Here is a 26,088-nt window from a genome sequence, read left to right as displayed (position 1 = left end):
TCTAGGTGCAATTTCACTTTGAAGATGATAGTATTAGTATAGAATGATTTTTATTGCAATTACAACAAAAATCTCAGGAGGATCGAACATGAAAGAAATCTTACGTGAAATAGGTGCCATAGCACGGGCATTAGACTCGATAAGCAATATTGAATTCAAGGAATTGGATTTGACAAAGGGGCAATATTTATATGTCATCCGTATTTGTGAACATCCAGGTATTATTCAAGAGAAAGTCGCAGAGCTATTAAAGGTAGACCGTACAACGGCTTCACGAGCTATTCAAAAATTGGAGACCAAAGGCTTTATTGAAAAACGAATTGAACAAGGTAATAAGAAAAATAAATTACTTTTTCCTACAGCTAAAAGCATGGACATCTATCCTTTTTTAAAACGGGAGGGCGAATATTCCAATGCCCGTGCGCTTGAGGGGTTTTCCAATGAGGAGATGAACAGCATTCACAGTCTACTAACACGCGTGTTGCATAACATCGAAATTGACTGGGAAGAGGTGAAGAAAGGGCATAAACGACAGTATTAAAGGCGATTCCTCGTGTTTTTCGCACATTTGGAATCGCCTTAGGCTAGACATTGGCTGCAAATACTCGTTTTAATACAGCAACCATAAAATCAAAGTCCTCGTCTGTACAGCACAGCGGTGGACTTAACGTAATGATATTATTGAAGCCTTCAACTGTATCACCATTTCTTCCAATAATTAAGCCATTTGCTTGACAATCAGCCATGATTTTCGCGATTAGCTCAGGCTTAGCAGGTGTTTGAGATTGTTTATCTTCAACCAGCTCGATGCCAATGAGTAACCCAAGCCCACGAATATCGCCAACGAAAGGCAGCTCTAATAGGTCTTGCAAATCATGTAGGAATTGAATACCCAAATCTCTTGCTCGCTGCACAAGTCCTTCCTCCTCCATGATTTTTATATTTTCTAAGGCCACTGCACAAGCTGCTGGATTGCCCCCAAACGTATTGATATGGCGAAAATGACTATAGCCGTCCGTCTCTTTAAATTTTTCATAAATGTCTTTCCGTATAGCTGTAATGGATAGTGGTAGGTAGGCACTCGTTAATCCTTTCGCCATGGTAATGACATCTGGTCGAATATCAAAATGCTGATGGCCAAATAGCTTACCTGTCCGTCCGAAGCCACAAATGACTTCATCCATGATGAGTAATACTCCATGCTTTCTACAAATGCGCTCGACTTCTTTGACATAAGTTGGATGTGGAATAAGCACTCCACCACCTGTGATGAGTGGCTCCATAATGACAGCCGCAATGGTTTCTTTTTGCTCCCAAATAATTTTTTCTTCCAATTCTCGGGCAAGTGCTAGGCTGTATGCCTCAATTGACTGCCCTTTTGGACGACGATAGTGATCAGGTGGAGCAACATGTAAGAAGCCTGGTGTCAGCGGCTCGTACTTAAATTTACGTAATGCCTGACCTGTAGCTGCTAATGCCCCAAGTGAACTGCCATGATAGCCCCGATAACGAGCAATGATTTTGTAGCGGTTCCCTTCCCCATTTTGTTGATGGTATTGACGTATTAACTTAAACGCTACTTCATTCGCATCTGAGCCACTAGTGGAATAAAACATCATATAGTCATCATCAAGTAAGCTGTTTATTTTTTCAGCGAGCCTGATGGCAGGTTCATGGCTTTGTGTTAAAGGAGCATAGCAAAGCTTTTTTAGCTGCTCATACGCAACCCTAGCAAGACGCTCACGCCCATACCCTACATTCACTGCCCATAAGCCTGACATGCCATCTAAAAAGCGATTGCCTAAACTATCTGTAATCCATGCCCCTTCTCCCTGCTCAATAATGGGAGGTGCTTTGTCGTTATAGATAGACATGTGATGCCAAATGTTTTCATGATCTTTTTGCTGTAAAGTATGTGTAAACTGATCGTTTCGCTCCATATCATGACCTCCAATCGTGTATCATCGGTGTCTTTTTGTCTATCACCATTTTCCCTATTAAGCTAGTTAATATTGAAATTTTCTGATTTCTCTAACATAATGAAATAGACATTGTACATTCGAAGGGCAGGTGCTAATTGATGTCGAAACATCCTCTACTCGTACGTGATGTCCTCAAGCGCAAGCATTTTGAATCGGCGAAGCTTATTGCAGGGCAGCACGGCCTAGATCGCCAAGTATTGTGGACACATATATTAGAAATTAAAGATTTTGAAACCTTAATCAATGGTGGTGAATTAATTTTAACCACGGGTGTCGGTTTACAGCTAGAACGAGAAACACAAATAGCCTACTTACAAAACCTTATTCGTAATGAGGCAGCTGGTCTTTGTATAGAAATTGGCGACTATTTTGACCATGTTCCCGTAGAATTGATTGCCATGGCAAATGCCCATCATTTCCCTATCATCATCTTTGAGGAAATTGTACGATTTATTGATATTACGCAAGATTTGCACACGTACATAATTAATCAACACCAGCAGGCACTTACACAGCTAGATACACTATCCAAAACGTTTATGGAATTATCATTAATGCCAAATGGTATTTTAAAAATATTACAAGTGCTCCATCAAGATACAAATGCTCCCTTTCTATTTGTTTCAGAAGATACAAAAAGCTTTTATTATCCTATGGAGGCTAAAAAATATTTACGTGTCATGGAGGAGCATTGTCAGCAGTTAGAACTACAAGAGCCCTTGCACCTTCTATCCTTGGGTAAAGACCATTTTGTCATTATTCCTGTTAATGGACTTGGACAAGTGTGGGGCTATTTATGTATGCATTCTGAACTGCCAAAGCAGAGTGATTACACCTTGTTAAATCTTGAACGAGCAACTATGTCGATTGCCCATATTTTAATGCGTAACCGCATGCTTCAGGAGCGACAGCAAAGCCGGGAAGATGAATTCATACTAGCCTTAATTCAAGGTCAGCCAGTAGATATTCAATACTACCAAAGCTATTTACCAATCGAAAGTCGTAATTTATTTTACCGAGTCATCGTGTTCAATCTACATGATGAAGCCAATACTGTGCCTGAAGAAGAATGGCAGGAAATCCAGCTACAAAATGCCATGTATGTTCGTTCGATTCTGAAAAAGCTTGGCTTTTTCCCTACTGTTTCAGTAAGACAGCACGAGATAATTATTTTAGCCTTTTTCATTGCCGCAGATTATATGAAAGACAATCGCGACGCTTTTGATCAAGCCATTTCACAAATCATTGCAAGAAAAGCAGCACAATTTTTTGAGCAACTTACCCTTAGCTATGGTATTAGCAATGTCTATCAAACGATCGAAAGTGTTCATCTGGGCTATAAGGAAGCCAAATCAGCCATCCAAATGCAGCATCATCAATTGACGAGCTCCATCTATTATAAGGATTTAGGTGTTTATCGATTGTTATTACAGCAGGATCAAACAGCTCTCTTACAATTTGTAAAAGATTATTTACAGGAAATTTTAGTATTAGACCAAAAAAGTAGCCATGATTTATTTCAAACATTAGCTGTTTATCTGTCCTGTAATGGAGCTAAAAATGATACTGCAGAACAGCTGTTTATTGTCCGTCAAACACTTTACAAACGAATAGAACGCTTAGAAAGTATACTAGGTGCTGATTTTTTACAAGCTCCCCATCGCCTCAATATTGAGATGGCTGTTAAGGCATATGAACTGTTGCAAAAGACAGCACCTGATCTATTACGATTTTGAACGCGGGTCCATAAAATCTCGTAAAGCATTACTGAGCATATATAAGCCTAAAACAAGAATCGTAATGGCTCCTCCAGGGGCATACGTATACCAAGGGGCACCGATTAAATAGGCTTGTGAATCTTTTAACATTCTACCCCAGCTAGGGTTTGGTGGCTGTACCCCAAGCCCTAAATAGCTCAGTGCTGCCTCGGCTAACATTGCTGTCGCAAAAGTCACGGTTGCTGCCACAATAATTTGCGACGAAATGTTTGGCAAAATATGACGAAACATGATGCTATAAGGCTTAACACCAATTAATTTCGCTGCCAGCACATATTCCGAGTCACGTTGTTGCACAAAGCCACTGCGGGCAATCCTCGCAATAGCAGGTATCGCGATAATCCCCAGCGCTATCGCTGTATTCGTTATTCCTGGGCCGAATACTGCTACAAGCATTAATGCTAAGATGATTCCTGGAAAGGCCATTAAAGCGTCCATCGTACGCATAAATATTTCATCGACCCAGCCACCAACATAGCCTGCAATTCCGCCTATGAGAATACCAAATATCGTTCCAATCGCAACCGTTAATAGACCCACCGCAAAGGCTGTTTGTGTCCCCTTCATAATGCGACTAAAAATATCTCGCCCAAATTCATCTGTTCCAAACATATAGGCACCACCTGGACCACGCAATTTTTCAGGTATATTCATCGCGTTGACATCATGGGGTGTATAAAAAAAGCTAACAATCATGACGAGCAGAAAGCCAACAATGACGAGGAGACCAATGACTAAATTGATTTTTTTAGTATAGCGCTGTAATTGTTTCATGGTAGTCACCTCTTAACGTAATCGAATTCTAGGGTCCAACACAGAATATAAAACATCCACGATAAAATTAATCATGACGACAGCTACTGTAATATACATTACGATCCCTTGTACGAGTGGAAAATCACGATTACTGATAGCCGTAATCAATAACTGACCAATCCCTGGCAATGAAAACACCTGCTCCACAATAATCGTTCCTGCCACAACCTCCGCCATAATCAACCCAAAAACCGTCAATATCGGAATCATGGAATTTTTCAAAACATGCTTATACATTACATTTTGTTCAGACATCCCTTTACTGCGTATCGTACGGACATAATCGAGCTGGACCTGCTCCAAAATGGCTGTACGAACATAACGAAAATTCACCGCAATTTGGGGAATCGCAATCGTTAAGGCAGGAAGTATTAGGGTACTGAGCGCCCCTGCTACACTTTGTGTCCAAGGTATATAGCCACTTATTTTAAAGAAGCTGAACTGTAGGCCAATGTAAAGAATAAGCATCATCCCTAACCAAAAGGAAGGCACTGCCATACCGATCTGGGTTACAGTCGATAATGACACATCACTTAATTTATTTTGTCTTCTTGCTGCAAACATCCCTAAAGGTAATGAGATGATTAAGACAATGATAAGGGTGAGTCCTGCTAATGACATGGTGACAGGAAGTCGATCAAATAGTAATTCTTTTACTGGCATGGAAAATCGAATGGAATTCCCTAATTGCCCTGTCAATAAGCCCTTCATCCAATCCATATATTGTTCATAAAGAGGACGATCCAAGCCAAGCTCAGATCGTAAATTTTCAATTTGAGTGGGATCCGCCTCTGTTCCTAGCATTGTGCGAACTGGATCACCAGGTAAAATTTGAAAAACACCAAATGTAATAATGGATACTAGAAGGATGGTTGTTATTAACAGGATGATTCGACGTAGGATATACATCATAAGCACTCATCCCTTTCTAGTTTGAAAACTTGACCTCTGACATATCGTGGAACCAGAATGGATAGCTCTTGAGCCCCGTCACCTGTTTGTCAGATCCCCAAACGATTTGATAATCCGCAATATACACTGCTGTTGCCTGCTCAGCTAATATTTCCTGTGCACGATGATAGTACGCTATTTGCTTGGCTTGGTCGGTTTCCTTTAAAACATCAGCCATAATTTTGTCGTATTCTTCATTTTTAAATAAGAAGAAGTTTTCACTATCGTTTGTAGAAATGTAATCATTCAACACTTCAAAAGCAGATGCACGACCTGTTAAGTCAATCGTTGTCATTGCATAGTCACGACCAAAGTAAACGCGATCTAGCCAAATTCCCCATTCCACTACTTCAATTTCTACATCAATTCCGATCTCTTGTAGATTAGCTACGACAATTTGGGCAATATTTGAGTAAATATCATTGTGTGAAGACACTGTAATTTTTGTTTTAAAGCCATCCGGATATCCTGCTTCTGCTAATAACGCCTTCGCTTTTTCCACATCTCGCTCATACATGCTTTCTAAGCCCTTCTTTTGGAAATCGCCCATCGCTGGACTCATATTAGAGCCAAGTGGCACAGCATAGCCTGCAAACACAGAGTCAATAATATCGGCTTTACTAATGGCGTAATTGATTGCTTGACGAACCTTCACATTGTCAAATGGTGCCTTTGTTTCGTTAAATGTAACAATAAGAGAAGAGTTATTATTTTGGTGTGATAAATTATAGCTTCCCTCTACCTCGCTCACACGGTGCCAAGGAACACTCGTTAAATCAACTTCGTTTGCCATTAAGCTCATAATGGCTGCCTGATCATCTGATTGGAAGGCAAAGGTTACTTTATTCAAATAAGGTAATCCTTCTTGCCAATACTGTTCATTTTTCTTAAGCTCTAAATTTGTACCTGGTGCATATTTCACAAAGGCAAATGGACCTGTACCAATTGGATTTTCATTATGCTTCCCATCATTGCTCTTTGGAATAATAGCTGATTGTCTGCCTGTTAATGAATACAAGAAATTTGAATTTGGCTCTTTTAGCTTAATCACAAATGTACTTGCATCAGGCGCCTCTGTAGATGCTACATTATCAAAGCTATTGGACATTTTTTCCCCACCATTTTTCCCCATTAAACGGTCAAAGGAATATTGAATATCCTCCATCGTTAAATCATCACCATTATGAAACTTCACACCTTGGCGAATTTTAAACGTATAGGTTAAGCCGTCCTCAGAAATTTCATAGCTTTCAGCAAGTCCCTCCTTTAAGGAGCCATCCGTTTCAGGAGCCATTAGCCCCTCAAAGATATTTAGAATCATTTGATAAGAAATGGACGCTGTCGCTTTATGTGGATCTAAAAAATCTGGATCATCATTCACACGTACAACAATTTCCTGTGGAGCATCTGTTGCCGCTTGACCATCTGTAGTACCTGAAGTAGTCGTCGTTTTCTCTCCATCACTTGAACACGCTGCCATAACGATTGCCATTAACACTGTTAGTAGTATTAATCCGCTTTTTTTCCACTGCATGGCTGTTCCCCCTTTTTCTAAGTGCTTGTCTTTTGAATGCTTGTATAACTCTCAACATCCGCCAATCGTTCAGCGGCTTTAATGCCAGCCAGAATTGCTTCCTCCATCACCTTTGTCGCTAGTTGGCCTAAATAATCAAGTGCATAGGATTGATTCCCTGTACCAAGCACAAAAATCGTATCGCCATCCAGCATCGTATGAACAGGATAAATCGTGCGTGCTAAGGCATTTTGCGTAAGCTGCGCAATCTTTTTAGCCTCAGCCTTCGTTAGCTTGGCATTCATTGCCACAACACCAATGGTTGTATTTGTACCCGCTAAAGCCTCTGATTGCGCATGTTGCTCTAAATAGGCACAGCAATCCACCCATTGACCAGAATGCGTATCTCTTGCTCCAGCTAAAATTTTCCTCGTTGTAGGGTCCTTGACATCTCCAACTGCATTGACAGCCACGATAGCACCTGCTACAAGACCATCTTTTCCCGCATAGGAAGCACTACCAAGTCCACCCTTCATAGCAAATTCTGGACCAGCTAATTTGCCTACAGTTGCTCCGTAGCCTGCGCCTACATTGCCATTTGGAAATGAGCCAACTTGTGCCGCTTGTGCCGCTTCATAGCCCATTAGTGCTGTAGGTCGTGCATGTGGATCACCGATAAACAAGTCAAAGAGTACAGCACTTGGTACAATCGGTATTTTTGCTACTCCTGCATCTACCCCAATCCCTTGCTCCTCTAAAAATTGCATGACGCCTGTAGCAGCATCTAACCCAAACGCACTACCCCCAGCTAAACAAATAGCATGAACTCGGTCAATTTCATTGATGGGATCTAACGCATCTGTTTCACGAGTACCTGGTGCAGAGCCTCGAACATCCACTCCACAAACTGCTCCGTTTTCCACTACTAGCACCGTACAGCCCGTGATGCCCTCCTTGTTCTCGCGATGTCCTACCTTAACACCTGGCACATCCGTTATATTGCCAAACATTCTTCACACCTCACTTTTTAAATAATTATAATTTTCTGATTTTTTATCATATAAAAAACAGGCTACTCGTTGATGATCATTTTCATTGTGAAGCTTCGGTCTCTCCTGATGGCATCTTTCCATCACATGCGGGCAACGTGTATGAAAGACACAGCCAACAGGTGGATTCATCGGACTTGGTAACTCGCCCTGTAAAAGTATTTCTTGCTTAGGCTCATCAAAATTAACAACTGGTATTGCAGATAGTAATGCTTGTGTATAGGGATGCAACGGATTGGCATATAGCTCCTTCTTTGTCCCAATCTCCACTACTCTACCTAAATACAGCACTGCCACACGGTCACTAATATGCTTCACAACGCTTAAATCATGTGAGATAAATAAATAGGTTAATTGAAATTCATCCTGTAAATCCATCATGAGATTGAGCACTTGTGATTGCACCGACACATCCAATGCTGAAACGGGCTCATCGGCTATAATGAATTCTGGATGAATCGCTAATGCCCGTGCAATTCCAATACGCTGCCGCTGCCCACCAGAAAATTCATGTGGAAATTTATGCATGGCATCCTCAGGTAGCCCTACCTTTTGTAATAGCTCCTTCACACGCTCTTTGCGTTGCTCCTTCGTCAAGGTTAATTGTAGCTTCATCGGCTCTTCGATTATAGAACCGATTCGCATTCGAGGATTGAGAGAGGCAAAGGGATCTTGAAAAATCATTTGCATTTGATTACGGTAACTTTGTAGCTTATTCCCCTTTAAATGCTGGATGGGTTGTCCTTTATATAGCACTTCTCCTGCTGTTGGTTCAACGAGCTTTAAAATTGTTCGCCCAAAGGTGGATTTTCCTGAGCCTGATTCACCAACAATTCCAAGTGTTTCCCCTCTATAAATCTCAATCGAAATATCATCAACCGCTTTTATGACCTTTTTCTCTTCCTTCATCGATTTACGCTTCACAGGAAAGTAGGCTTTTAAATGATTAATTTCCAGCAAAACTTCTTTCTCTGTCATGAGCCAGCTCTCCTTTCTCCGTGAATAAATGACAGCGTACCTTATGTGCCTCCTGAATGTGATGAACAGCAGGTTGCTCCTGATGACAATGTGCCAGCGCATGGGGACAACGTGGCGCAAAGCGACAGCCGTCAGGTAATGCATACGCAGGTGGCACAGTACCAGGAATCGATGGTAGCCTTTTGACATCTGTTTCAAGGCTTGGCATCGTCTTTAAAAGCGCTGTTGTATAAGGATGCTGTGGATTTAAAAAGAGCTCTCTTACTGGGGCTTCCTCGACAATCTGTCCCGCATACATCACCATAACGCGGTCAGCTGTCTCTGCAACAACGCTCATATCATGGGTAATGAATAAAATGGCTGATCGATGCTCTTCCTTCATTTTTAGCATCAGCTTTAAAATCTGTGCCTGAACCGTGACATCAAGTGCAGTTGTTGGCTCATCCGCAATCAATAGCTGCGGATTATTTGACATTGCGATGGCAATCATAACGCGTTGTCGCATCCCGCCTGAAAGTTGGTGAGGATATTCAGCGATGACCTTTTCTGCATTCGCAATCCCGACTTCTTTTAAAAGCTGTAGCGCTTTATTCCATGCCTCTTTTTTCGATACCTTTTGGTGTCTTCGTATGCCTTCAATCATTTGATTGCCAATCGTAAAAACGGGATCTAAAGAGGTCATGGGCTCTTGAAAAATCATACTAATTTCATTGCCTCGTATACGGCTCATTTCTTTATTTTTATAGGTAAGTAGATTTTTACCGTTTAAAGTGATAGAACCTGACGTAATTTCTCCTGGAGGTATAGGCAGCAGCCGCATAATGGCTAAGGATGTAATACTTTTGCCACTTCCCGATTCACCAACCAGTGCAACGGTTTCTCCTTTATGAATCGTAAAATTCACATCTTCCACAACTTTTGCCTCTTTGCCATTTTTTAAATGGAATTTAATTGATAAGTGATTGACCTCTAAAAGCACATCTTTTTCTTTTGGCTGTTCCATATGCGTCCCTCCATCTCAGTGTTGATTAGGTGGTGCATAGCGTATAGCGATATTTTTCATTTGCGTATAGTTTCGCAGTGCAACAAAGCCCTTCTCTCGACCAATTCCGCTTTTTTTATAGCCTCCAAATGGCATTTGAATGCCTCCAGCAGCCCCATAATTATTGACAAATACTTGTCCCGCCTGCACACGACTTGCCACATAGTGAGCCGTATCGATATTTTGTGACCAAATGCCCGCCACTAGACCATAGTCCGTACTATTGGCTAATGCGATGGCCTCCTCTACAGTGGAAAATGTCAAGACGGTTAACACTGGACCGAAAATTTCCTCCTGAGCTAATGGATCATTTGGATCAACACCATCAAGTATAGTTGGCTGAACATAAAAGCCGTTCTCATAGCCTGCCAATGTCAATGGTTCCCCACCTGTCACAACATAGCCATCTACCTTTGCTTGCTGTAATAATGCAGTGATTTTTGTATATTGTTGTTCATTCAGTAACGGTCCCATCTCCATATCTGCTTCACCTGGTCCTACTTGGATCACTTGGAACCTTTGGGCTAATCGGGAAATGAAGGACTCTTTTATACGTTCCTCAATGAGTAAACGTGCCCCTGCTGAACAAGTTTGACCAGCATTTTGAATAATTGCACGTACGACTCCCTCTAATGCCTGCTCCATATTAGCATCCGCAAAAACAATATTAGGAGATTTACCACCAAGCTCTAATGTCACAGGCACAACATTTTCAGCAGCCGCCTTCATCACCGCAATTCCTGTGGGAACAGAACCTGTAAACGTAATATGATTAATATCGGGATGTGAAGTTAAATAAGGACCAACTTCTCGTCCCAAGCCCGTAATATGCTGGAAAATCCCTTTCGGCAACTTATCGGCGAACCATTCTGCAATGGCATGTGTTGTTAGCGGTGTATCCTCCGCACTTTTCACAATGACTGCATTACCAGTTGCTATAGCGGCTGCTACACTTCTTGCCGTAATTTGAATCGGATAATTCCATGGCACAATATGTACCGTAATGCCCACTGGCTCTAGCACTACTGCATTTAATAGTCCATCTTCAATCGGAATTGTATCTCCCATTACCTTATCCGCTGCACCGCCATAAAATTCAAAATAGCGAGCCGCTGCTTCAATATCTGCTCTTGCCTGTGATAAGGGCTTTCCTACATCCCGACATTCTAGTAAACTCCATTCCTCTGCATGCTTACGAATATAATGAGCAAATTCGATCAATAACTGCCCACGTTCATAGGCTTTCCATTGACGCCAGTCCTCTCGTTCAAAGGCTACACGGGCTGCACGTACTGCCTCTTCTACATGTTCTTTACTCGCGTTGCTAATTTGTGCAATCACTTCACCTGTTGAGGGATTCTTAACATCGAGGTATGTCTGTGCATCACCGTGAACCCACTCACCATCTATCAACATAGGAATTTTTTTCATTGTACCCCTCCTATAATCCACGGCCACCATCTACATGTAATGTCGTCCCTGTGACCATGCTTGCTGCATCTGAGAGTAAATAACTAACAGCTCCTGCAATATCTGCTGGCTTCACCAATCGCCCTAATGGGACAGATTGCACAAAGACACTCTGCTTCGTCTGCTCTACATCAGCACCCTGTGCGGCAAATTGACCAAGCATTTGTGTGTCGGCTGGTCCTGGATGAATCGTATTAACCCGAATTTGACTAGATGCTAATTCAATTGCCAATCCTCTCGTAAAGCTCTCTGCTGCACCCTTTGAGGCAATATAAGCCTGTAAGCCTGGTCTTGGTCTCACTGCTGAAATTGAGGCAATTGTAATAATAGAACCCCTTTGCTGTTTTTTCATAAAAGGGACAACGGCCTTTGTTGTGATAAATAAACTTTTCACATTAACATCCATTAAACGATTCCATTCATCCATAGTGACCTCTTCAATCGGTGTAGCTGACTGGGCAATTCCCAGTGCATTAACAAGGCCATCTATTCTGCCATACTTATCAAAAACCTGCTGGCAGATGTCTTGTACACGTTCCTCCTGTAACACATTGACTTCAAAGCATTGAAGGGCATCCTGTGTAATATCTGATAAGGCATCTATGGATAGATCAAGTCCAATAACTCGATTGCCCAGCTTTAATTGCTCGTGAATAATGGCCTTTCCCATACCGCCTCCTGCACCAGTAACCACAACCACCTTTTGCTCAACTGCCATGCTAAACACCTCCTGCTGTTAAAGTTCTATTAATAATTTCCTGACAAATCGCATCGCCCATTTGTGCTGTTGTCGCTTGTCCACCAATATCTGCTGTTTTCACAACGCCTTCTTGCAGCACAGCTGTAATGGCTTTAACAATGAGCTGTTCTAAATCTGGTCTGCCTTGATGGCCAAGCAGTAAGGCAAGCGACCAAATTTGAGCGATTGGATTGGCAATGCCCTTGCCTGCAATATCTGGTGCTGAGCCATGAACAGGCTCAAACATCGATGGAAAATCCTTTTCGGGGTTCAGGTTGGCTGATGGAGATAGACCAAGTCCTCCAACAATAGCAGAGCCTAAATCGGATAAAATATCGCCAAACAAATTCGACGCTACCACCACTTCAAAATTCTGTGGTCGTTCTACGAAATAGGCGACGAGTGCATCGATATAAATGGATTCGAGCTGTAGTGCTGGTGAACTTTGCTTCACCGTTTTGCCTGTATGCTCGTCCCAGAATTTCATCGAATGAATAATGGCATTCGATTTTGTCGCACTTGTTATTTTGGTTTTACCATGTTGCTTCGCATAATCACAGGCAGCATGGACAATTTTTTCAATCCCAATTCGCGTCATGATTGTATTTTGAATCGTCATTTCCTGCGGCTGCTGTTGGTACAGTCGACCACCACTGTCCGAATATTCACCCTCTGCATTTTCACGGAAGATCACAAAGTCAATTTCTTTGCCGTTAGCTAAGGGCGACGCTATTCCAGGCAGCGATTTAATAGGACGGAAATTCACATATTGCTGAAAATGTTTTCGAATGGGCATAATTAATTCCCAAACAGTAACATCATCGGGCACACGAGCATCGCCAATAGCCCCAAATAAAATCGCATCATATGTTTGAAGTGTTGCTAGTGCATCATTAGGCATCATACAGCCATGCTGCACGTAGTAATCGGAGCTCCAAGGAAAGATGGTTGTTTCAATTTGTAAGGAGCTATGTTGTTCTTGCAAACAATTTAAAACTTTTAACGCTTCCTGCATAACCTCTTTTCCTATGCCATCTCCTGGTATTACTGCTATTTTAATAGCCGTCATTGTGCATCACCCGCCAAAAATTTTAATGCTGCTAAACGGTAAATGGCCGTTGTTTCTGCCAATTCTTCAATATCCACATACTCATTGATTTGATGAGGGATTTCTCGATCTCCTGCACCAACCGTTACAATCGGAATTCCATGCACATGAAGAAACGTACCATCTGTCGCGCCTGGAACACCGTTATATTTTGGTTCCTTTTCTGTTACCTCTCCCACAGCTTCATAAATAGCCTGTACAACAGGGTCTTCCTTTGCTGTTGCTGTTGCAGGTCGGTTATCAAGAACCGTCAGTTCTACTTTGAAATCAGGATCATCCGCTTGTAATCGTTTAATAATCGCTTCAATCTTACCCAGCAGTTCATCATGGTCCTGCGCAGGCACCGTACGAATATCGAGTGTTGTCATACAGTGATCAGGAATGACATTGATTTGCGCATCTCCCTTCACAGGCGCTCGTAAAATGGTTGGTGTAATAGATGGCCAATTCAGCATTGGATCACGCCCTAATCGTGCTTGCTCCTCTTTTTCCAGCTTTTCAAGCTCTACGATGAAACGTGCCATACGCCAGTTAGGATTGATGCCACTCCACGAAATCGCACCATGCGCCATTTTACCGAAAATATCTACCTGTAAACGAATAGCCCCGCGTTGTGCAATACACACATTATTTTCCTGTGGCTCACAAATAATCGCACCATCCACACCATCGGCCCAGCCATTTTTAATAAAATGCTTAATGCCTAGCATAAGCCCTTCTTCATCACATGGAATACATAAAATAATTTTGCCCGTAAACGCCTCTTGATCTAGTAGCAATGACTGACAAGCTGTAATCATACAAGCAAGATTCCCTTTTGTATCATTCGTTCCCCTGCCATACATACGCCCATCTACAATTTCTGCTCCAAATGGATCATAGGCCCAAGCCTCTCGATTGCCCTCTGTCACCACATCCGTATGTCCTTCGAAAAGTAATGTTTTCCCAGGCTTGCCCGAATCAATAATACCAATGACATTTGGTCGCCCTGGCACAACCTCCTCGATATGCGTCTCGATGCCAATATCTCGTAAATACGCCGCTACAAAAGTTGCCACCTCTTGCTCATTGCCCTTCGGATCGTTCTCACGGTAAACGCTTTCAATGCGCACGAGCTTCTGTGTTAAGGCGATGACCGTCTCACGATCTCGCACATACGATTTTGTTGTCTTTAAACTAGTTACTGTCATGCAAAGGACCCTCCTATTTTTAAAGAATATTCTGAATTTATGTTATTTTAACATTGTCCTTTCTCTATGAAACTAGACAATATGTTAATGATTCAAAGAACGCCTTTAACTTTTTGTTTAGCAATAAATCACTAGAAAAATACATTTTTTTCTGTTTTACACGGTTTTTCGATCAATCTATCGAATGAATGAGAGTATTATTTTTGAATTTTGAGGTAGTTAGAGATTTTTAGTTTGGAAGAGGGCAATTCTTTTTTTGAGCGGAATTACTTTTATTTGGAGCGGGTTCCCACTTCTTTGGAGTGGTTCGCTCACTTCTTGGAGAGGACCTATCACTATTCAGGAGCAACCTCATTCACTTATTAGAGCAAACGCCAACCATTACAAAATAGAAAAAACCAGCATTTGCTGGTTTTTCCTGATTATTGTTGACGGGATTCGGTCATTTGCTTCCAAACCGAGCCTTTTGCTTCTTCGCCTTGTTCGATACGGGCAATGGCCATTTTCACTTGTAGCTTCACTTCGAATTCTTTGTCATCCTCGGCAGCCTTTAATGCTGGTAAGGACTGTTCTGTGCCGACCTCATATAAATACATGGCTGCACGCCAGCGAACCAATTTGTTTTTGTCCTGTAAGGCTTGCAGCATGGCTTCTTCAAATTCTACAAAGCCAAGGTCACTCATGCAGTCACCTGCTGTTCGGCGTACTGCTGCACTTTTATCTTGTAGGGCTTTTTCTAAATAAGGGACAACTGCCACATCCTCAATCATGCCTAAGTACACCGTCGCTAGTCGACGGATAGACATTTGTTCATCCTGTAAGGCTAAATCTAATAGCGGTAGATCGTCTAGCTCAGGATCAGCCATTTGATCGAGCAATTGGAAGCGTTTCTCCCATTCAGGTTGCTTGAATTGCTCTACTGTCACTTTGAGTTTGTCCGTTTTCACAGCGGCTTTTTCACCATCATTATTGATCGCTGTAACAATTTCCGCTAAACGGTCTGCAGAATAAGTAACATCAATCTCCTGTTTGACTGTTTCAGCAATTTCCTCCAGCTCACCGTAGCGAACCCCATAATCAATCCACTTACGTTGGAAAATATAGTTTTCATCTACTGCTGACTCAATAATTTGATTAAAAGCATCCACAAAACGGTCTCCACAGCTCATACGATATTCGCGTTGGTTATCAAAAACTTTTACTTGTAAAGGTACCTGCTTGTAAAACTGTACATGGACATAAACCTCTCCATAAAATTCATTGGCCATAACCGTTTCTTCTTGTGTTTGGACATCTTCCCCTAACACTTGACGAATACTTGCTAGAATGCCTTCCCATGCATATTTGGCATTGCGCTCAACAGCAAAGAAATCGGCTACATGGTAAACGCCCTTTACTCCTTCAATCGCTAAAATAGCAGCTGCCTCACCTGTTGCTTCGTCTTTATTATCCTTTGTAAAATTATAGCTCTTCCCGAATGGTAGCTCTGTATCAACAACAATCTTCATAGAATTGGGACTTGGCGTCGGTTCAATGGTAATAATCTTCATGTCTATCGCTCCTTATCCGTTAACTATTTCATCTAAATACGACCATCTTTCAATTAGATGCTCATACTGTGCATTTAGCTCATCCAACTTAGCTGTTAATTCCTGTAGCTTGGTAAAATCTGAGCCTGCATTGGCGATTCCTTCTTCGGTCTCCATAATAGCAGTTTCTGTTTTCTCTATCTCGTCTGCAATCGTTTCCCATTCTTTTTGCTCTTTAAACGATAGCTTTTTTTTGTCTGATTTTGGCTTTTCTGTTTTTGGCTTTTCTACTTTTGGCGTTTCTACTTTGACAGCAGCTGTCTGCTCACGTTTCTCCAGATACTCACTGTATAAATCCAGTGTTTCCTCTACTTGTCCCTGACCATCTAGTATCCATAGCTTTTTCGCAATACGGTCGAGGAAGAAACGATCATGGGAAATCGTGATAACCACGCCTGGGAAATGCTCGATGAAATCCTCTAGCACACCTAATGTTTCAATATCTAAATCATTCGTTGGCTCGTCCAATAATAAGACGTTTGGTTGCTCCATCAATAAACGTAATAAATGAAGACGCTTGCGCTCACCGCCCGATAATTTTCCAATTGGAGTACCATGAGCATGCAACGGGAATAAAAAGCGCTCCAGCATTTGAGCAGCTGAGTAACGGACACCCTCTGCATCGGTAATATCATTTGAAGCCTCACGTATATATTCAATCATGCGCTCATTTTCATTCATTTTCGGCAATGTTTGCTTGAAATGTGCCAGCTTGACCGTTGACCCAACAAGAATTTCACCTTGATCGGGTGTCAGCTCTCCTGCTAGCATGTTCAACAAAGTTGATTTTCCTACACCGTTCGCGCCGATAATGCCAATTCGATCACCTTGCTGTAGTAGAAATGAGAAGTTTTCAAGGATTTTTTGCTGGCCAAAGGCTTTCGAAATTTTCTCAGCCTCCAGCACTTTACGTCCAAGACGTGTTGTCGCAAGCCCCATATCCAAGGAAACATCTTCTGTTTTGCGTTCTAGGTTTTCTTCTAGCTTTTCAAAGCGTTGAATACGAGCCTTTTGCTTAGTTGAACGCGCCTTCGCACCACGACGTATCCATTTTAATTCTGAACGATAACGATTGCGATCCTTCTGTGCAGAAGCAGCTTGCATCTCCTCACGAATAGCTCTAGCCTCTAAATAATCACCGTAATTCCCTGTATGACGATACAAGGTTTGATTTGCTAACTCGTAAATATGTGTTGATAATTCATCTAAGAAATAACGATCGTGGGTGATGAAAATCACTGCACCCTTTAATCGTAAGACCATCTCTTGAAGCCATTCTGTAGACTGTACATCTAAATGGTTGGTGGGCTCATCTAATAAGTAAAGATCCGCTGGTTCAATTAACACCTTCGCTAATGCAACACGTTTTTGCTGACCGCCTGATAGCGTTAGTACCTCTTTTTCAAAAGTTTCAATCCCAAGCTTTGTTAAGGCCGTCTTTGCAAGGGCATTGACATCCCATGCCTGCTCTTCATCCATGCGCTGTTGCAGACTAAATAACGTCTTTTGTAAACTTTCGGATGTTGGGTTACTTGCTAGAGCAGCAACCGTTTCCTCATATTGACGATTCAGCTGTAAAATGGGCGAATCGCCTGAAAAGACAGCTTGTAAAACTGTTTCACCTGCCTGAAATGTAGGCTCCTGTGGTAAATAAGCGACACGGTATTTATTCGGACGATCTACTGTCATCGAATCCGCTTCCATGTCCCCAGCTAAAATGGATAACAGGGTTGATTTTCCCGTTCCATTTATACCGATTAAGCCTGCCCGCTCTCCCTCATAAATGGTAAATTCAATATTTTGAAAAAGCGTTTTATCGCCCACTGTTTTGGTTAAATTTTGTACAATTAAATGACTCATTCCACTATTCCATCTCTTTCATGTTAGGTATTGTTCATGCCCACACGATTTTTATGTAGACGATTATTGATATCCACTATTCATCATAACACCAAACCGCAGGTAAACAAAGAACAACAAACTATCAACGAACTGGTGGCATGTCCTGTAAATAGGATTCCATAAGCTGACAAAGCTTGATGATTCCTTGTGTTAAGTCGTGGGGTTCAGGATAAGAGTAACTAATTCTTAGATGGTGATATTGTGGCTCTCCTGGATAACAAGCTGAGCTTGGTAAAAAGGTAATTTGGGCTTGTTGAGCCTTCCATAACAGCTCATCCGTATTGCCATTACTAGGTAAAGACACCCAAATATTAAGTCCACCTTTTGGCTCGATCCACGTAACGCCCTTTGGTGCATGCTTATTCAACAATGCAATGGTCTGATCCCTTCTTATCTCTAGTGCAATGCGCAGTTTTTCTAAATGGGCATGCATTCGGTCTGAACGTAAAAATGGAATCAGTGCCTTTTGTGTTAATAAGGGGTTACCCGAATCGGCACTGGATTTGGCAGATAAAAGTCGTTGATGAACGGTACCTTTTGAAAGGATAGCGCCGATTCTACAGCTCGGGGCCAACGTCTTACTAAAGCCTTTTAAATAAATAACATGACCCCTTGTATCTAAAGCTTTCAGAGGTGGTGGTGGTGGGTTATCGTCAAAATAGATTTCATTCCATGAATCGTCCTCTACGATAAGAAAGCCATATTGTTGGGCAAGATCCAGTAACTCGCTCCTTCTCACTTCACTTAAAACTGTGCCTGTAGGATTGTGAAAGGTTGGATTTGTATAGATAAGCTTTGGTTGTTTGCTTAGGCAGAGTGTCGCTAGAAGAGTTGTCTGCATTCCTTCCTCGTCTACTGGTATGGGAATAATGTGGGCCCCCCGATTTCTAAAGACATCGATTGCTGCTGTATATGTAGGGGCTTCGGTAATGACAATATCTCCAGGTCCAATAAATGTTTTAGCCACTATATCTATACCTTGTTGCACACCGTTTGTCACAATAATTTCCTCTGGTGTTGTGGCAATATTACTATATGCTTGTACATAGTCTCGAATTGCCTTTCGTGCATCTTCATCCCCCTGTACCGTTCCATAACGAGCGACAATCTGAGGATCTGTCTGTAATATTTCTACAATTTCATTTACCAAATAAACAGAGGGTAATAACCCAGGGTGGATGGTAGCACTTGAGAATTTGATCGCATACTCCATTCTTTTATTTAACATAGATTGTGAACGTTGAATGTAATCAGGAATGGTTAGTTGCCAATTATAATCACTACGGCTCTCATTTGTGCTTCTTTGTTCTTTGTTTCGAACAAACGCCCCCTTGCCATGTATCACTTCAATATAACCATTTCTTTCTAATAAGGCATATGCCTTACTGACCGTGACAGGGCTCACTTGATTTTCTTTTGAAAAGCTCCGAATAGAAGGTAATTGACTCCCTTCCTGTAAAAATTCTGATCTTATTTTTTCTGCAAGGATAGTTGAAATTTGATCAATTAAAGATTGATCGGACTGACGATTCAGCTTTATTTCCATTGGACCTCCAACTGTTATAGTCTTCATTTGACTGTTATATATATCACTATATAGTGTAGAGGCAGAAATAGCTAAGTTAAAAAGAAGGGAAATGATGATACATGATGAACATGAAGCAAGATCAGGAAAAAATAAAAACGCTTTTAATGGAGGTAGTTGACCATGCAGCCAATTTTTTTACTAATCTGGAGCATAGAGCTGTAACGAACCATTCCTCTAGCCTTCCTACTCCGACACTTCCAGAAGTGGGCGAGGGTGCTCAGGCAACACTTCAATATTTTACAAAGCAATTTGCTGAAGGCTTAAATAGTAGTGTAGGCTCAAGGTACTTAGGTTTTGTCACAGGTGGATCTACCCCTGCTTCGATTGTCGGAGATTGGTTAGTAAGTGTTTACGATCAAAATTTATCCCATTCTAAGGGCTCTATTGCAGGTTCAATGGAGCTTGCAACAATTGACATGCTTAAGGAGTTATTGCTATTAAGCGATGATTATCGAGGAACATTTGTCAGTGGAGCTACGATGGCTAATTTTGTAGGACTTGCTCAAGCAAGGGAATGGATTGCACAACACTATGGAAAAAACACTGCGCTGGATGGTCTTTATGGTATCCCTCCAATAAAGATTGTGAGCGGAACGCCCCACTCAAGTATTGTCAAAGCAACTTCTATGCTTGGCATGGGGAGAAATTCCATTCATACTATCCTATGCCTAGAACAGCGAGAAGCCATTGACATCACAAAATTACAGCAGTTTCTTGAAGCAAATCCACATGAACCTTGTATTGTTGTAGCAAATGCTGGAACCGTCAATACGGTTGACTTTGATGATTTACAAGCAATTGGCGAGCTAAAAAGGCGGTACCCTTTCTGGCTTCATATCGATGCGGCTTTTGGTGGCTTTGCAGCCTGTTCACCAAAGTATCGTCACTTTGTCGAGGGCATGAATTATGCAGATTCTATTACAATTGACGCACATAAATGGCTGAACGTCCCTTATGATGCCGCTATGCAATTTACCCGTCATCAATCGTTGCAAGCAACCGTTTTTCAAAATAATGCTGCCTATCTTGGTAGTTCCCTTGAAAATCCAGATTTCTGTGATCTTACACCTGAAAATTCACGTCGTTTTCGTGCGCTACCTGCTTGGTTTTCTTTACAGGCCTATGGTAAATTGGGCTACCAACAATTAATAGAAGAAAATATATTACTCGCACAACAGCTTGGTCAAAAAATAGATGACAGTCCCTACTTTACATTGCTAGCACCTGTTCGACTGAATATCGTGTGCTTCGCCGTCAATCATGAGGCACTGACAGCTGAAATGAACCAACAATTTTTAACAACTTTAAATCAACAAGGCAAAGTATACATGACGCCAACTGTCTACAAAGGTATGCCAGCTATTCGTGCGGCTTTCAGTAATTGGCGTACTTCCCAAGCAGACCTGACAATCATTTGGGAAGCATTAACAACAGCGATATCCTCCTATTTTAATGAATCCATCTAAGCTATTAAATGGTAATGGAGTAGCATGATGAAGGATTCCTCATTTGTTGCGCCTCCAATAATTCACTACAAAACTAAAATGCTACTTGCCATAGGAAATGCACGCTTCATTATTTTTGTACTACGAAGACCATAGCCGAATGAAGCACAAAAACCGCCCTTCAAATTGAAAAGGCGGTTTTTGTGCTATGTGCTATTGACCGATTTCGTGCTGGAGTTGCTTTAAAAAACTTTCCATAAATTGATGACGTTCAAGTGCCATTTGCTTGCCCTTTTCCGTCACCATTAAATCTTTTAGCAGTAATAATTTCTCATAAAAATGAGTAACAGACGCGGTATTGTTTTGACGATATTCTGACTCTGACATATTTGTGCGTGCTTCTTCTTCCTTATCATAAAGCTTGCGACCTTTTGCGCCACCATAAGCAAATGTTCTGGCAATGCCAATAGCACCAATCGCATCTAAACGATCTGCATCTCGGACGATTTTTGCTTCCAATGATGTTGCTTCTAGCTCATTCCCACCATTAAATGACACCTGAGCAATGCAATCTCGAATATGCTGCTTTTTACCCTCACTAACAGGTAATTCCGCAATAAGCTGTTCTTCCTTTTCCTTGCTATCGGTATACTTTTTGTCACTGACATCATGTAAAAGTACCGCTATTTTCACAACTTCTTCATCTGCTGTTGGCTCGCTATGTAGGATAGCTAATGCATTTTGATAGACACGTTCAATATGTTGAAAATCATGACTAGCATCAAATTGCTCATATATTTCACGTACTTTATTCATTAAATGATTCATAGTCTACTCATTCCTTTCCTACAAAATTATACTGTATTTTATTACATAAGAGGTAATCTAGAAAAATTAAAAATCAAATCCATTTCAATTGACTAATTTTTCAGAATATTGTATGATAAACGTACAGAACAGCTATTTGTTCTGTACCTCATATTTTTCAGCAATGTACAACAGCTGTGTGTTTAACAGATTTAACATTAACTTCAGCGGGCTTACAATTGAATAACCTGTTTAAAAGATGACGTGCGTATTGAAAACCTATCATCTAAACAAATAAAAGTGAACACTTTCCCTTAGAAATTCTTTGTTTAACCCGCATAGCCAACTGTACATGCCGAAAATGTGAACAACAAGTTAGTTTGTTGCATGACCAAAAGGATTTCGCCAGTTGTAGCAGAAGTGCATTGTTTTTTCATTACTGGTTGTTACCTTCTTCTAGTCAATACCTTGATTATGTATGAACGTAGCTCCTCCCTTTAATGAAAATCGTACACGATAATTGCTTACAGCTTGTGAATACCACGTTCGATGAGTTGTGCAAATCAGTAAGAAATTCATTTAAGCCATCAATGTATGAAGTGAAAAAGGAAGTAGGAACGATTGTGATAAAATGTATTACCATCCCGCTGAAGGACAAATAAAAGCTGCCCATCTTACATTCAAGTAGATGATGGCAGCTTTTACTGTTTTATTTTCTTACTTTATAGAACGCCTTTGATCACTTCATCAATTTCCCGCAATAGTGCTTCGTTTTGCATAGTTGTACTTAATTTTAAGTTAGACTGGTCTACATGAATCACTGCGACATGCATCCCCTCTTTAATACTTGCACTTGGCACTGGCATCATTTTTTCTATATCGAACGTCATGATGAGGTCTGGGAATTTGGATTGTACCTGCCCTTCCTTCGCTAATGTCATGTACTCATTCCAGAACGTCAGATGGTAATCACCCACTGATAATTCCCCTACATCGAAGCCATTTTCCTTTGTTAACGAATAATTTGTGACAGCGCCTGATACGATGTGCATGCCATTCAAATACTGCAACACTTGGGCTAGCTTTTCTTCAAAGGTTTGCCCATTTAAGAAGCGATAGCCAAGCTCTATGGCCATAGTGATCGCTTTTGGTGCGCCATGTTTTTGTAAATAGTCAATCGTTACAGGATTTCGAGTGACCCCGACTAGCCCGCCTGCTAAAATAGAAGCTTGGCGTGCTGTCTTTGCAGTGCTGTGTAAATTCCCTTCCACAAAGCCTTGGACGGCGAAGTCATCTTTTCCTCCTGCATAAAATTGTACAGATTGGTATTCCTGTTGTTCATGGAGATTTAAAGAACCCATGATGCCCGTTGGATGTGCTCGTCCATTACAGGGAGCATCCACAACAGGTACTTGTAATAAGACTGACTGCAACCAGCCATTGATCGTCGTGATGGCACCATTTTCATTTGTAATGATGCCCTTTAGACGTTGATTGACATGGTTGTTCATACTGCGATAGCTCCAACAAAGCTGTTCATTTGAAATATATTGATCGGCCGCTGATGGCGCACCTACCATTGCCACACAGGCAACTAAATCTTCTTGGTCTAATTCAGTAATATCCACGATTTGAGGTTCGCCTGCTGCAAAGATTTCCTCCACTAGCTTGAGTCCTTCCTCTAGGAGACCACCGCCGCCTCCGCCAAGGATTGCTCCTCCATAAACGGCCGCAATCCCATCCTCATACGATAATCCTTTCGCCATTCAGCATGACTCCTTTCTATTTCCCTATTTTGATAATAGAAGTGAAGAAGCTATATAAAGCATCTCCAGCAATAACACCTGCTGCAAATACTGTCATTTCAGATTCTCTCTTACCTTTCGTCACATATGTGAAAATAACACGTAGTAAGATACCCACTAGGACAGCCCAACCAGCAATTGGATTGACAAGTAATAGACCTGTTGCAAATAAGATACCCATTTGACGTTTTGAACCACCAATTAGCTGAATTAATGCACCTGGAATCGCCCAAATCATTAATTGTTTCGCTACATCGCCTGTAACGCCTGATTGAATTGTTGCTGCATACACATGGTTAACAGGTGCTACTAAATCCTGTGCAAAATAAGATTTATAGGATAGCAATACTACAACTGCGGAAATTGCAAAAGCTAGCATACCAGCAATCAATTGTTGCTTGCGACCTTCTTTTTCTAATGCAACATCACTACCATTACCACGTAAAATGAAACCTGTTTTTAAGTCATAGCCCATATCCGCAAATGCTACCCCTGTAGCAGCACTATACCCTGCTAGTAATGCAAGTGCTGGAGCGGGGAAACCAATTAAAATACCAACAATCAGTGTAATAAATGCCACTGCAAATGCAGGGAACCAACCCGCATGCATCGCTGCGATACCTACAATTAGCTCATGGACAAATGCAGCAATCGTTGCAAAGATGATGAATCCTATTAACATACCGAAAGACATGTGTGAAATAATACCGCCTAAAATAGCGATTAATAGAGCAATGGCTAAATATGCTATAAACCCAACACCAAATGCTTGTCGAATTTCTTTTGCATCTTTTGAATAGCTTAACTCTTCTGACTTTTTAGCCGACTTTTTATTCAATAAGGCAAAAGCTACTTGGAAAAGTGCTACAATCCCAGCACCAATCATAACGCCATGTGGAATATAGTAAGCATTTAAGTCAACATTAAATAATTGAACAGAATAGCCTCTTAATAAAAGCCCAATCCCAAACATCGTCAGTGCCCAAATATTACCGATGAACGCTACCCCAAAAGCTGACATTGGAATTTTCAAAACAGATCCCACGATACCAATTAACACGCCACCAATTAATACCTTTGCATTCTTACCGCCTTTATCGCCCGCCTTAATGGCTTCAGCTGTTGCAATCCCTGGTGGCCAAGTACCTGCTGCTGGGAAAATCTTTGTATCGAAAAATTTATATAATAATAAAGCATCAACAAACATCGCTAAAATAACACCGATAAACAATGGTAATACTAAATTTTCATAGCCTAATACATATGGAATACCAATTGGCAACATTAAACTACTTGCTGCACTGAACGTTGCTGCCGAAATGGCAGTTTGAATAATATTTTGTCTGTGTACAGATTTAAAGGCAATTAGCTTGCCAATCGGTATTCTTCCAAGAATCATCGCAAATATTGCCCCAACGATTGATGTATTGGCAGAAATCCCTAAAGTCGTAATCAGCTGTATCCCAATAATTGCCCCCACAACAGATGTTAAGACGATCATTAGTAGAGTTACAGGCTCTAAAGCCCTTGGATGTAATACTTTATTATTCATAGTGTCAGCTCCCCTATTGTTGTTATAATTTTGAAATGTGTGATTGTATTTGCTGAGCTACTTTCACTAACTGTTCAAGCATATTTTTCTCCCTTTGATCATCTAAATCATATACTAACCCAGAAATTGTAAGAGATGCAGTGATTTCCTTTTTATAGTTAAATAACGGTACACTAATGCCAAATGCATGTTCATTATACTCCCCGATGGTAACACACCAGTTGTTTTGGCGAATTTGTTGAAGCTCTTCCTTTAATGACGCTAGGAAAGAAACCTGCTCTTCCTTCGATTGTTCCTCATGAAAGAAGGCCATTAATTCCAGTTGCCTGTCCTCGTCTAAATAAGCAAACATGACCTTACAGGAAGCACCGATGTAAAGGGGTGTCTTTGTTCCTAAAGACACCGCATACTTTACATTTTTATTGCTTTCGGCTATTTTCGTTGTGACACCGTATTCATTGTCCATATAAGTAAGAAATACTGATTCATTGATTTCACTGGCAAGATTTTGCATCAATTCATAAATGGTCGAGTGAGGGTCTTTTGAATTCGATAACACATCATAAAAAAGGTACATTTTATAACCTAATTTATATTTTTTCGTGTGTTCATCCTGTATTAAATAACCCGCTTCTGTAAATGTATTAATGGTTCTTTGCACGACACTTGTCGGCAGTTTCATCATGCGTGAAATTTCACGAACACCTAATGCATTTTCTGTCGTTGCAAAGCATTCTAGTATATCCAATGAGTTTTTTAATGTCTTGACAGTCATCTATTTCTC

At 41.1% G+C, this 26,088-nt stretch carries 21 protein-coding genes; 3 read left to right on the top strand and 18 right to left on the bottom strand.

Going from position 1 to position 26,088, the window contains the following annotated elements:
* The first annotated feature begins 88 nt into the window (after positions 1-88).
* Positions 89-541, top strand: coding sequence for a MarR family winged helix-turn-helix transcriptional regulator (locus EW028_RS02475; protein WP_131519789.1), 453 nt, complete (start codon positions 89-91; stop codon positions 539-541).
* A 43-nt stretch (positions 542-584) separates the two neighbouring features.
* Here the strand turns inward: EW028_RS02475 and EW028_RS02470 are convergent, their stop codons facing one another.
* Positions 585-1,940, bottom strand: coding sequence for an aspartate aminotransferase family protein (locus EW028_RS02470; RefSeq protein ID WP_131519788.1), 1,356 nt, complete (start codon positions 1,938-1,940; stop codon positions 585-587).
* Between the two features lie 140 nt (positions 1,941-2,080).
* Between EW028_RS02470 and EW028_RS02465 the strand changes: the two genes are divergently transcribed.
* The gene (locus tag EW028_RS02465) at positions 2,081-3,718 is read left to right on the top strand and encodes a PucR family transcriptional regulator (RefSeq protein WP_131519787.1); all 1,638 of its coding nucleotides are present in this window, start codon (positions 2,081-2,083) and stop codon (positions 3,716-3,718) included.
* On the opposite strand, the gene EW028_RS02460 is transcribed toward EW028_RS02465, so the two are convergent.
* From EW028_RS02460 to pdxR, 13 genes are all read right to left on the bottom strand, one after another.
* Positions 3,707-4,534, bottom strand: a complete 828-nt coding sequence (locus tag EW028_RS02460) for an ABC transporter permease (protein ID WP_004229583.1) — start codon at positions 4,532-4,534, stop codon at positions 3,707-3,709. The genes EW028_RS02465 and EW028_RS02460 overlap by 12 nt on opposite strands.
* Positions 4,535-4,546: 12 nt before the next feature.
* Positions 4,547-5,488: an ABC transporter permease gene (locus EW028_RS02455; protein WP_131519786.1), complete on the bottom strand. Its 942-nt coding sequence runs from the start codon at positions 5,486-5,488 to the stop codon at positions 4,547-4,549.
* Positions 5,489-5,504: 16 nt separating this feature from the next.
* The gene (locus EW028_RS02450) at positions 5,505-7,061 is read right to left on the bottom strand and encodes an ABC transporter substrate-binding protein (protein WP_131519785.1); all 1,557 of its coding nucleotides are present in this window, start codon (positions 7,059-7,061) and stop codon (positions 5,505-5,507) included.
* 17 nt (positions 7,062-7,078) lie between these two features.
* Entirely contained in the window at positions 7,079-8,050 is a 972-nt protein-coding gene (locus EW028_RS02445; protein WP_131519784.1) for a P1 family peptidase, read from the bottom strand.
* A 3-nt stretch (positions 8,051-8,053) separates the two neighbouring features.
* Positions 8,054-9,067 (bottom strand): ABC transporter ATP-binding protein, encoded by a 1,014-nt coding sequence (locus EW028_RS02440; RefSeq protein WP_066037719.1) that lies wholly within the window; start codon positions 9,065-9,067, stop codon positions 8,054-8,056.
* A complete protein-coding gene (locus tag EW028_RS02435; protein ID WP_004229594.1) occupies positions 9,036-10,070 on the bottom strand; it encodes an ABC transporter ATP-binding protein in 1,035 nt (344 codons plus the stop codon). The genes EW028_RS02440 and EW028_RS02435 overlap by 32 nt, the downstream gene beginning before the upstream one ends.
* A 15-nt stretch (positions 10,071-10,085) precedes the next feature.
* Positions 10,086-11,540: an aldehyde dehydrogenase family protein gene (locus EW028_RS02430; protein ID WP_048390125.1), complete on the bottom strand. Its 1,455-nt coding sequence runs from the start codon at positions 11,538-11,540 to the stop codon at positions 10,086-10,088.
* Positions 11,541-11,550: 10 nt separating this feature from the next.
* Positions 11,551-12,297, bottom strand: a complete 747-nt coding sequence (locus tag EW028_RS02425) for an SDR family NAD(P)-dependent oxidoreductase (RefSeq protein ID WP_131519783.1) — start codon at positions 12,295-12,297, stop codon at positions 11,551-11,553.
* Position 12,298: 1 nt separating this feature from the next.
* Positions 12,299-13,387, bottom strand: a complete 1,089-nt coding sequence (locus EW028_RS02420; RefSeq protein ID WP_131519782.1) for a tartrate dehydrogenase — start codon at positions 13,385-13,387, stop codon at positions 12,299-12,301.
* Positions 13,384-14,616 carry a M20 family metallopeptidase gene (locus EW028_RS02415; RefSeq protein ID WP_131519781.1) on the bottom strand — a complete coding sequence of 411 codons (1,233 nt, stop codon included), beginning with the start codon at positions 14,614-14,616 and terminating at the stop codon, positions 13,384-13,386. Before EW028_RS02415 ends, EW028_RS02420 begins: the two co-directional genes overlap by 4 nt.
* A gap of 422 nt (positions 14,617-15,038) precedes the next feature.
* On the bottom strand, positions 15,039-16,166 hold the full coding sequence (locus tag EW028_RS02410; protein ID WP_131519780.1) for a conserved virulence factor C family protein: 1,128 nt from the start codon (positions 16,164-16,166) through the stop codon (positions 15,039-15,041).
* A gap of 12 nt (positions 16,167-16,178) precedes the next feature.
* Complete coding sequence (locus tag EW028_RS02405; RefSeq protein ID WP_131519779.1) at positions 16,179-18,065, bottom strand: ABC-F family ATP-binding cassette domain-containing protein; 1,887 nt, start codon at positions 18,063-18,065, stop codon at positions 16,179-16,181.
* Positions 18,066-18,189: 124 nt separating this feature from the next.
* Positions 18,190-19,653: a MocR-like pyridoxine biosynthesis transcription factor PdxR gene (gene pdxR, locus EW028_RS02400; protein ID WP_131519778.1), complete on the bottom strand. Its 1,464-nt coding sequence runs from the start codon at positions 19,651-19,653 to the stop codon at positions 18,190-18,192.
* 101 nt (positions 19,654-19,754) lie between these two features.
* Between pdxR and EW028_RS02395 the strand changes: the two genes are divergently transcribed.
* Positions 19,755-21,161 (top strand): pyridoxal phosphate-dependent decarboxylase family protein, encoded by a 1,407-nt coding sequence (locus EW028_RS02395; protein ID WP_131519777.1) that lies wholly within the window; start codon positions 19,755-19,757, stop codon positions 21,159-21,161.
* A gap of 192 nt (positions 21,162-21,353) precedes the next feature.
* Here EW028_RS02395 and EW028_RS02390 read toward each other — a convergent pair whose 3' ends face one another.
* From EW028_RS02390 to EW028_RS02375, 4 genes are all read right to left on the bottom strand, one after another.
* Positions 21,354-21,968 carry an HD domain-containing protein gene (locus tag EW028_RS02390; protein WP_112117768.1) on the bottom strand — a complete coding sequence of 205 codons (615 nt, stop codon included), beginning with the start codon at positions 21,966-21,968 and terminating at the stop codon, positions 21,354-21,356.
* Positions 21,969-22,669: 701 nt separating this feature from the next.
* Positions 22,670-23,713, bottom strand: coding sequence for an S-methyl thiohydantoin desulfurase domain-containing protein (locus EW028_RS02385; protein ID WP_131519776.1), 1,044 nt, complete (start codon positions 23,711-23,713; stop codon positions 22,670-22,672).
* Positions 23,714-23,729: 16 nt separating this feature from the next.
* Positions 23,730-25,304, bottom strand: a complete 1,575-nt coding sequence (locus EW028_RS02380) for an OPT/YSL family transporter (protein WP_004269402.1) — start codon at positions 25,302-25,304, stop codon at positions 23,730-23,732.
* 22 nt (positions 25,305-25,326) lie between these two features.
* Complete coding sequence (locus EW028_RS02375) at positions 25,327-26,079, bottom strand: IclR family transcriptional regulator (RefSeq protein ID WP_054550817.1); 753 nt, start codon at positions 26,077-26,079, stop codon at positions 25,327-25,329.
* Positions 26,080-26,088: the final 9 nt, after the last annotated feature.

Origin of the sequence: Lysinibacillus sp. OL1, assembly GCF_004332175.1 — a bacterium.
GTDB classification, from domain to species: domain Bacteria; phylum Bacillota; class Bacilli; order Bacillales_A; family Planococcaceae; genus Lysinibacillus; species Lysinibacillus capsici.
The sequence above is the reverse complement of the archived record's forward strand: the minus strand, read 5'-3'. Positions and strand labels throughout refer to the sequence as shown.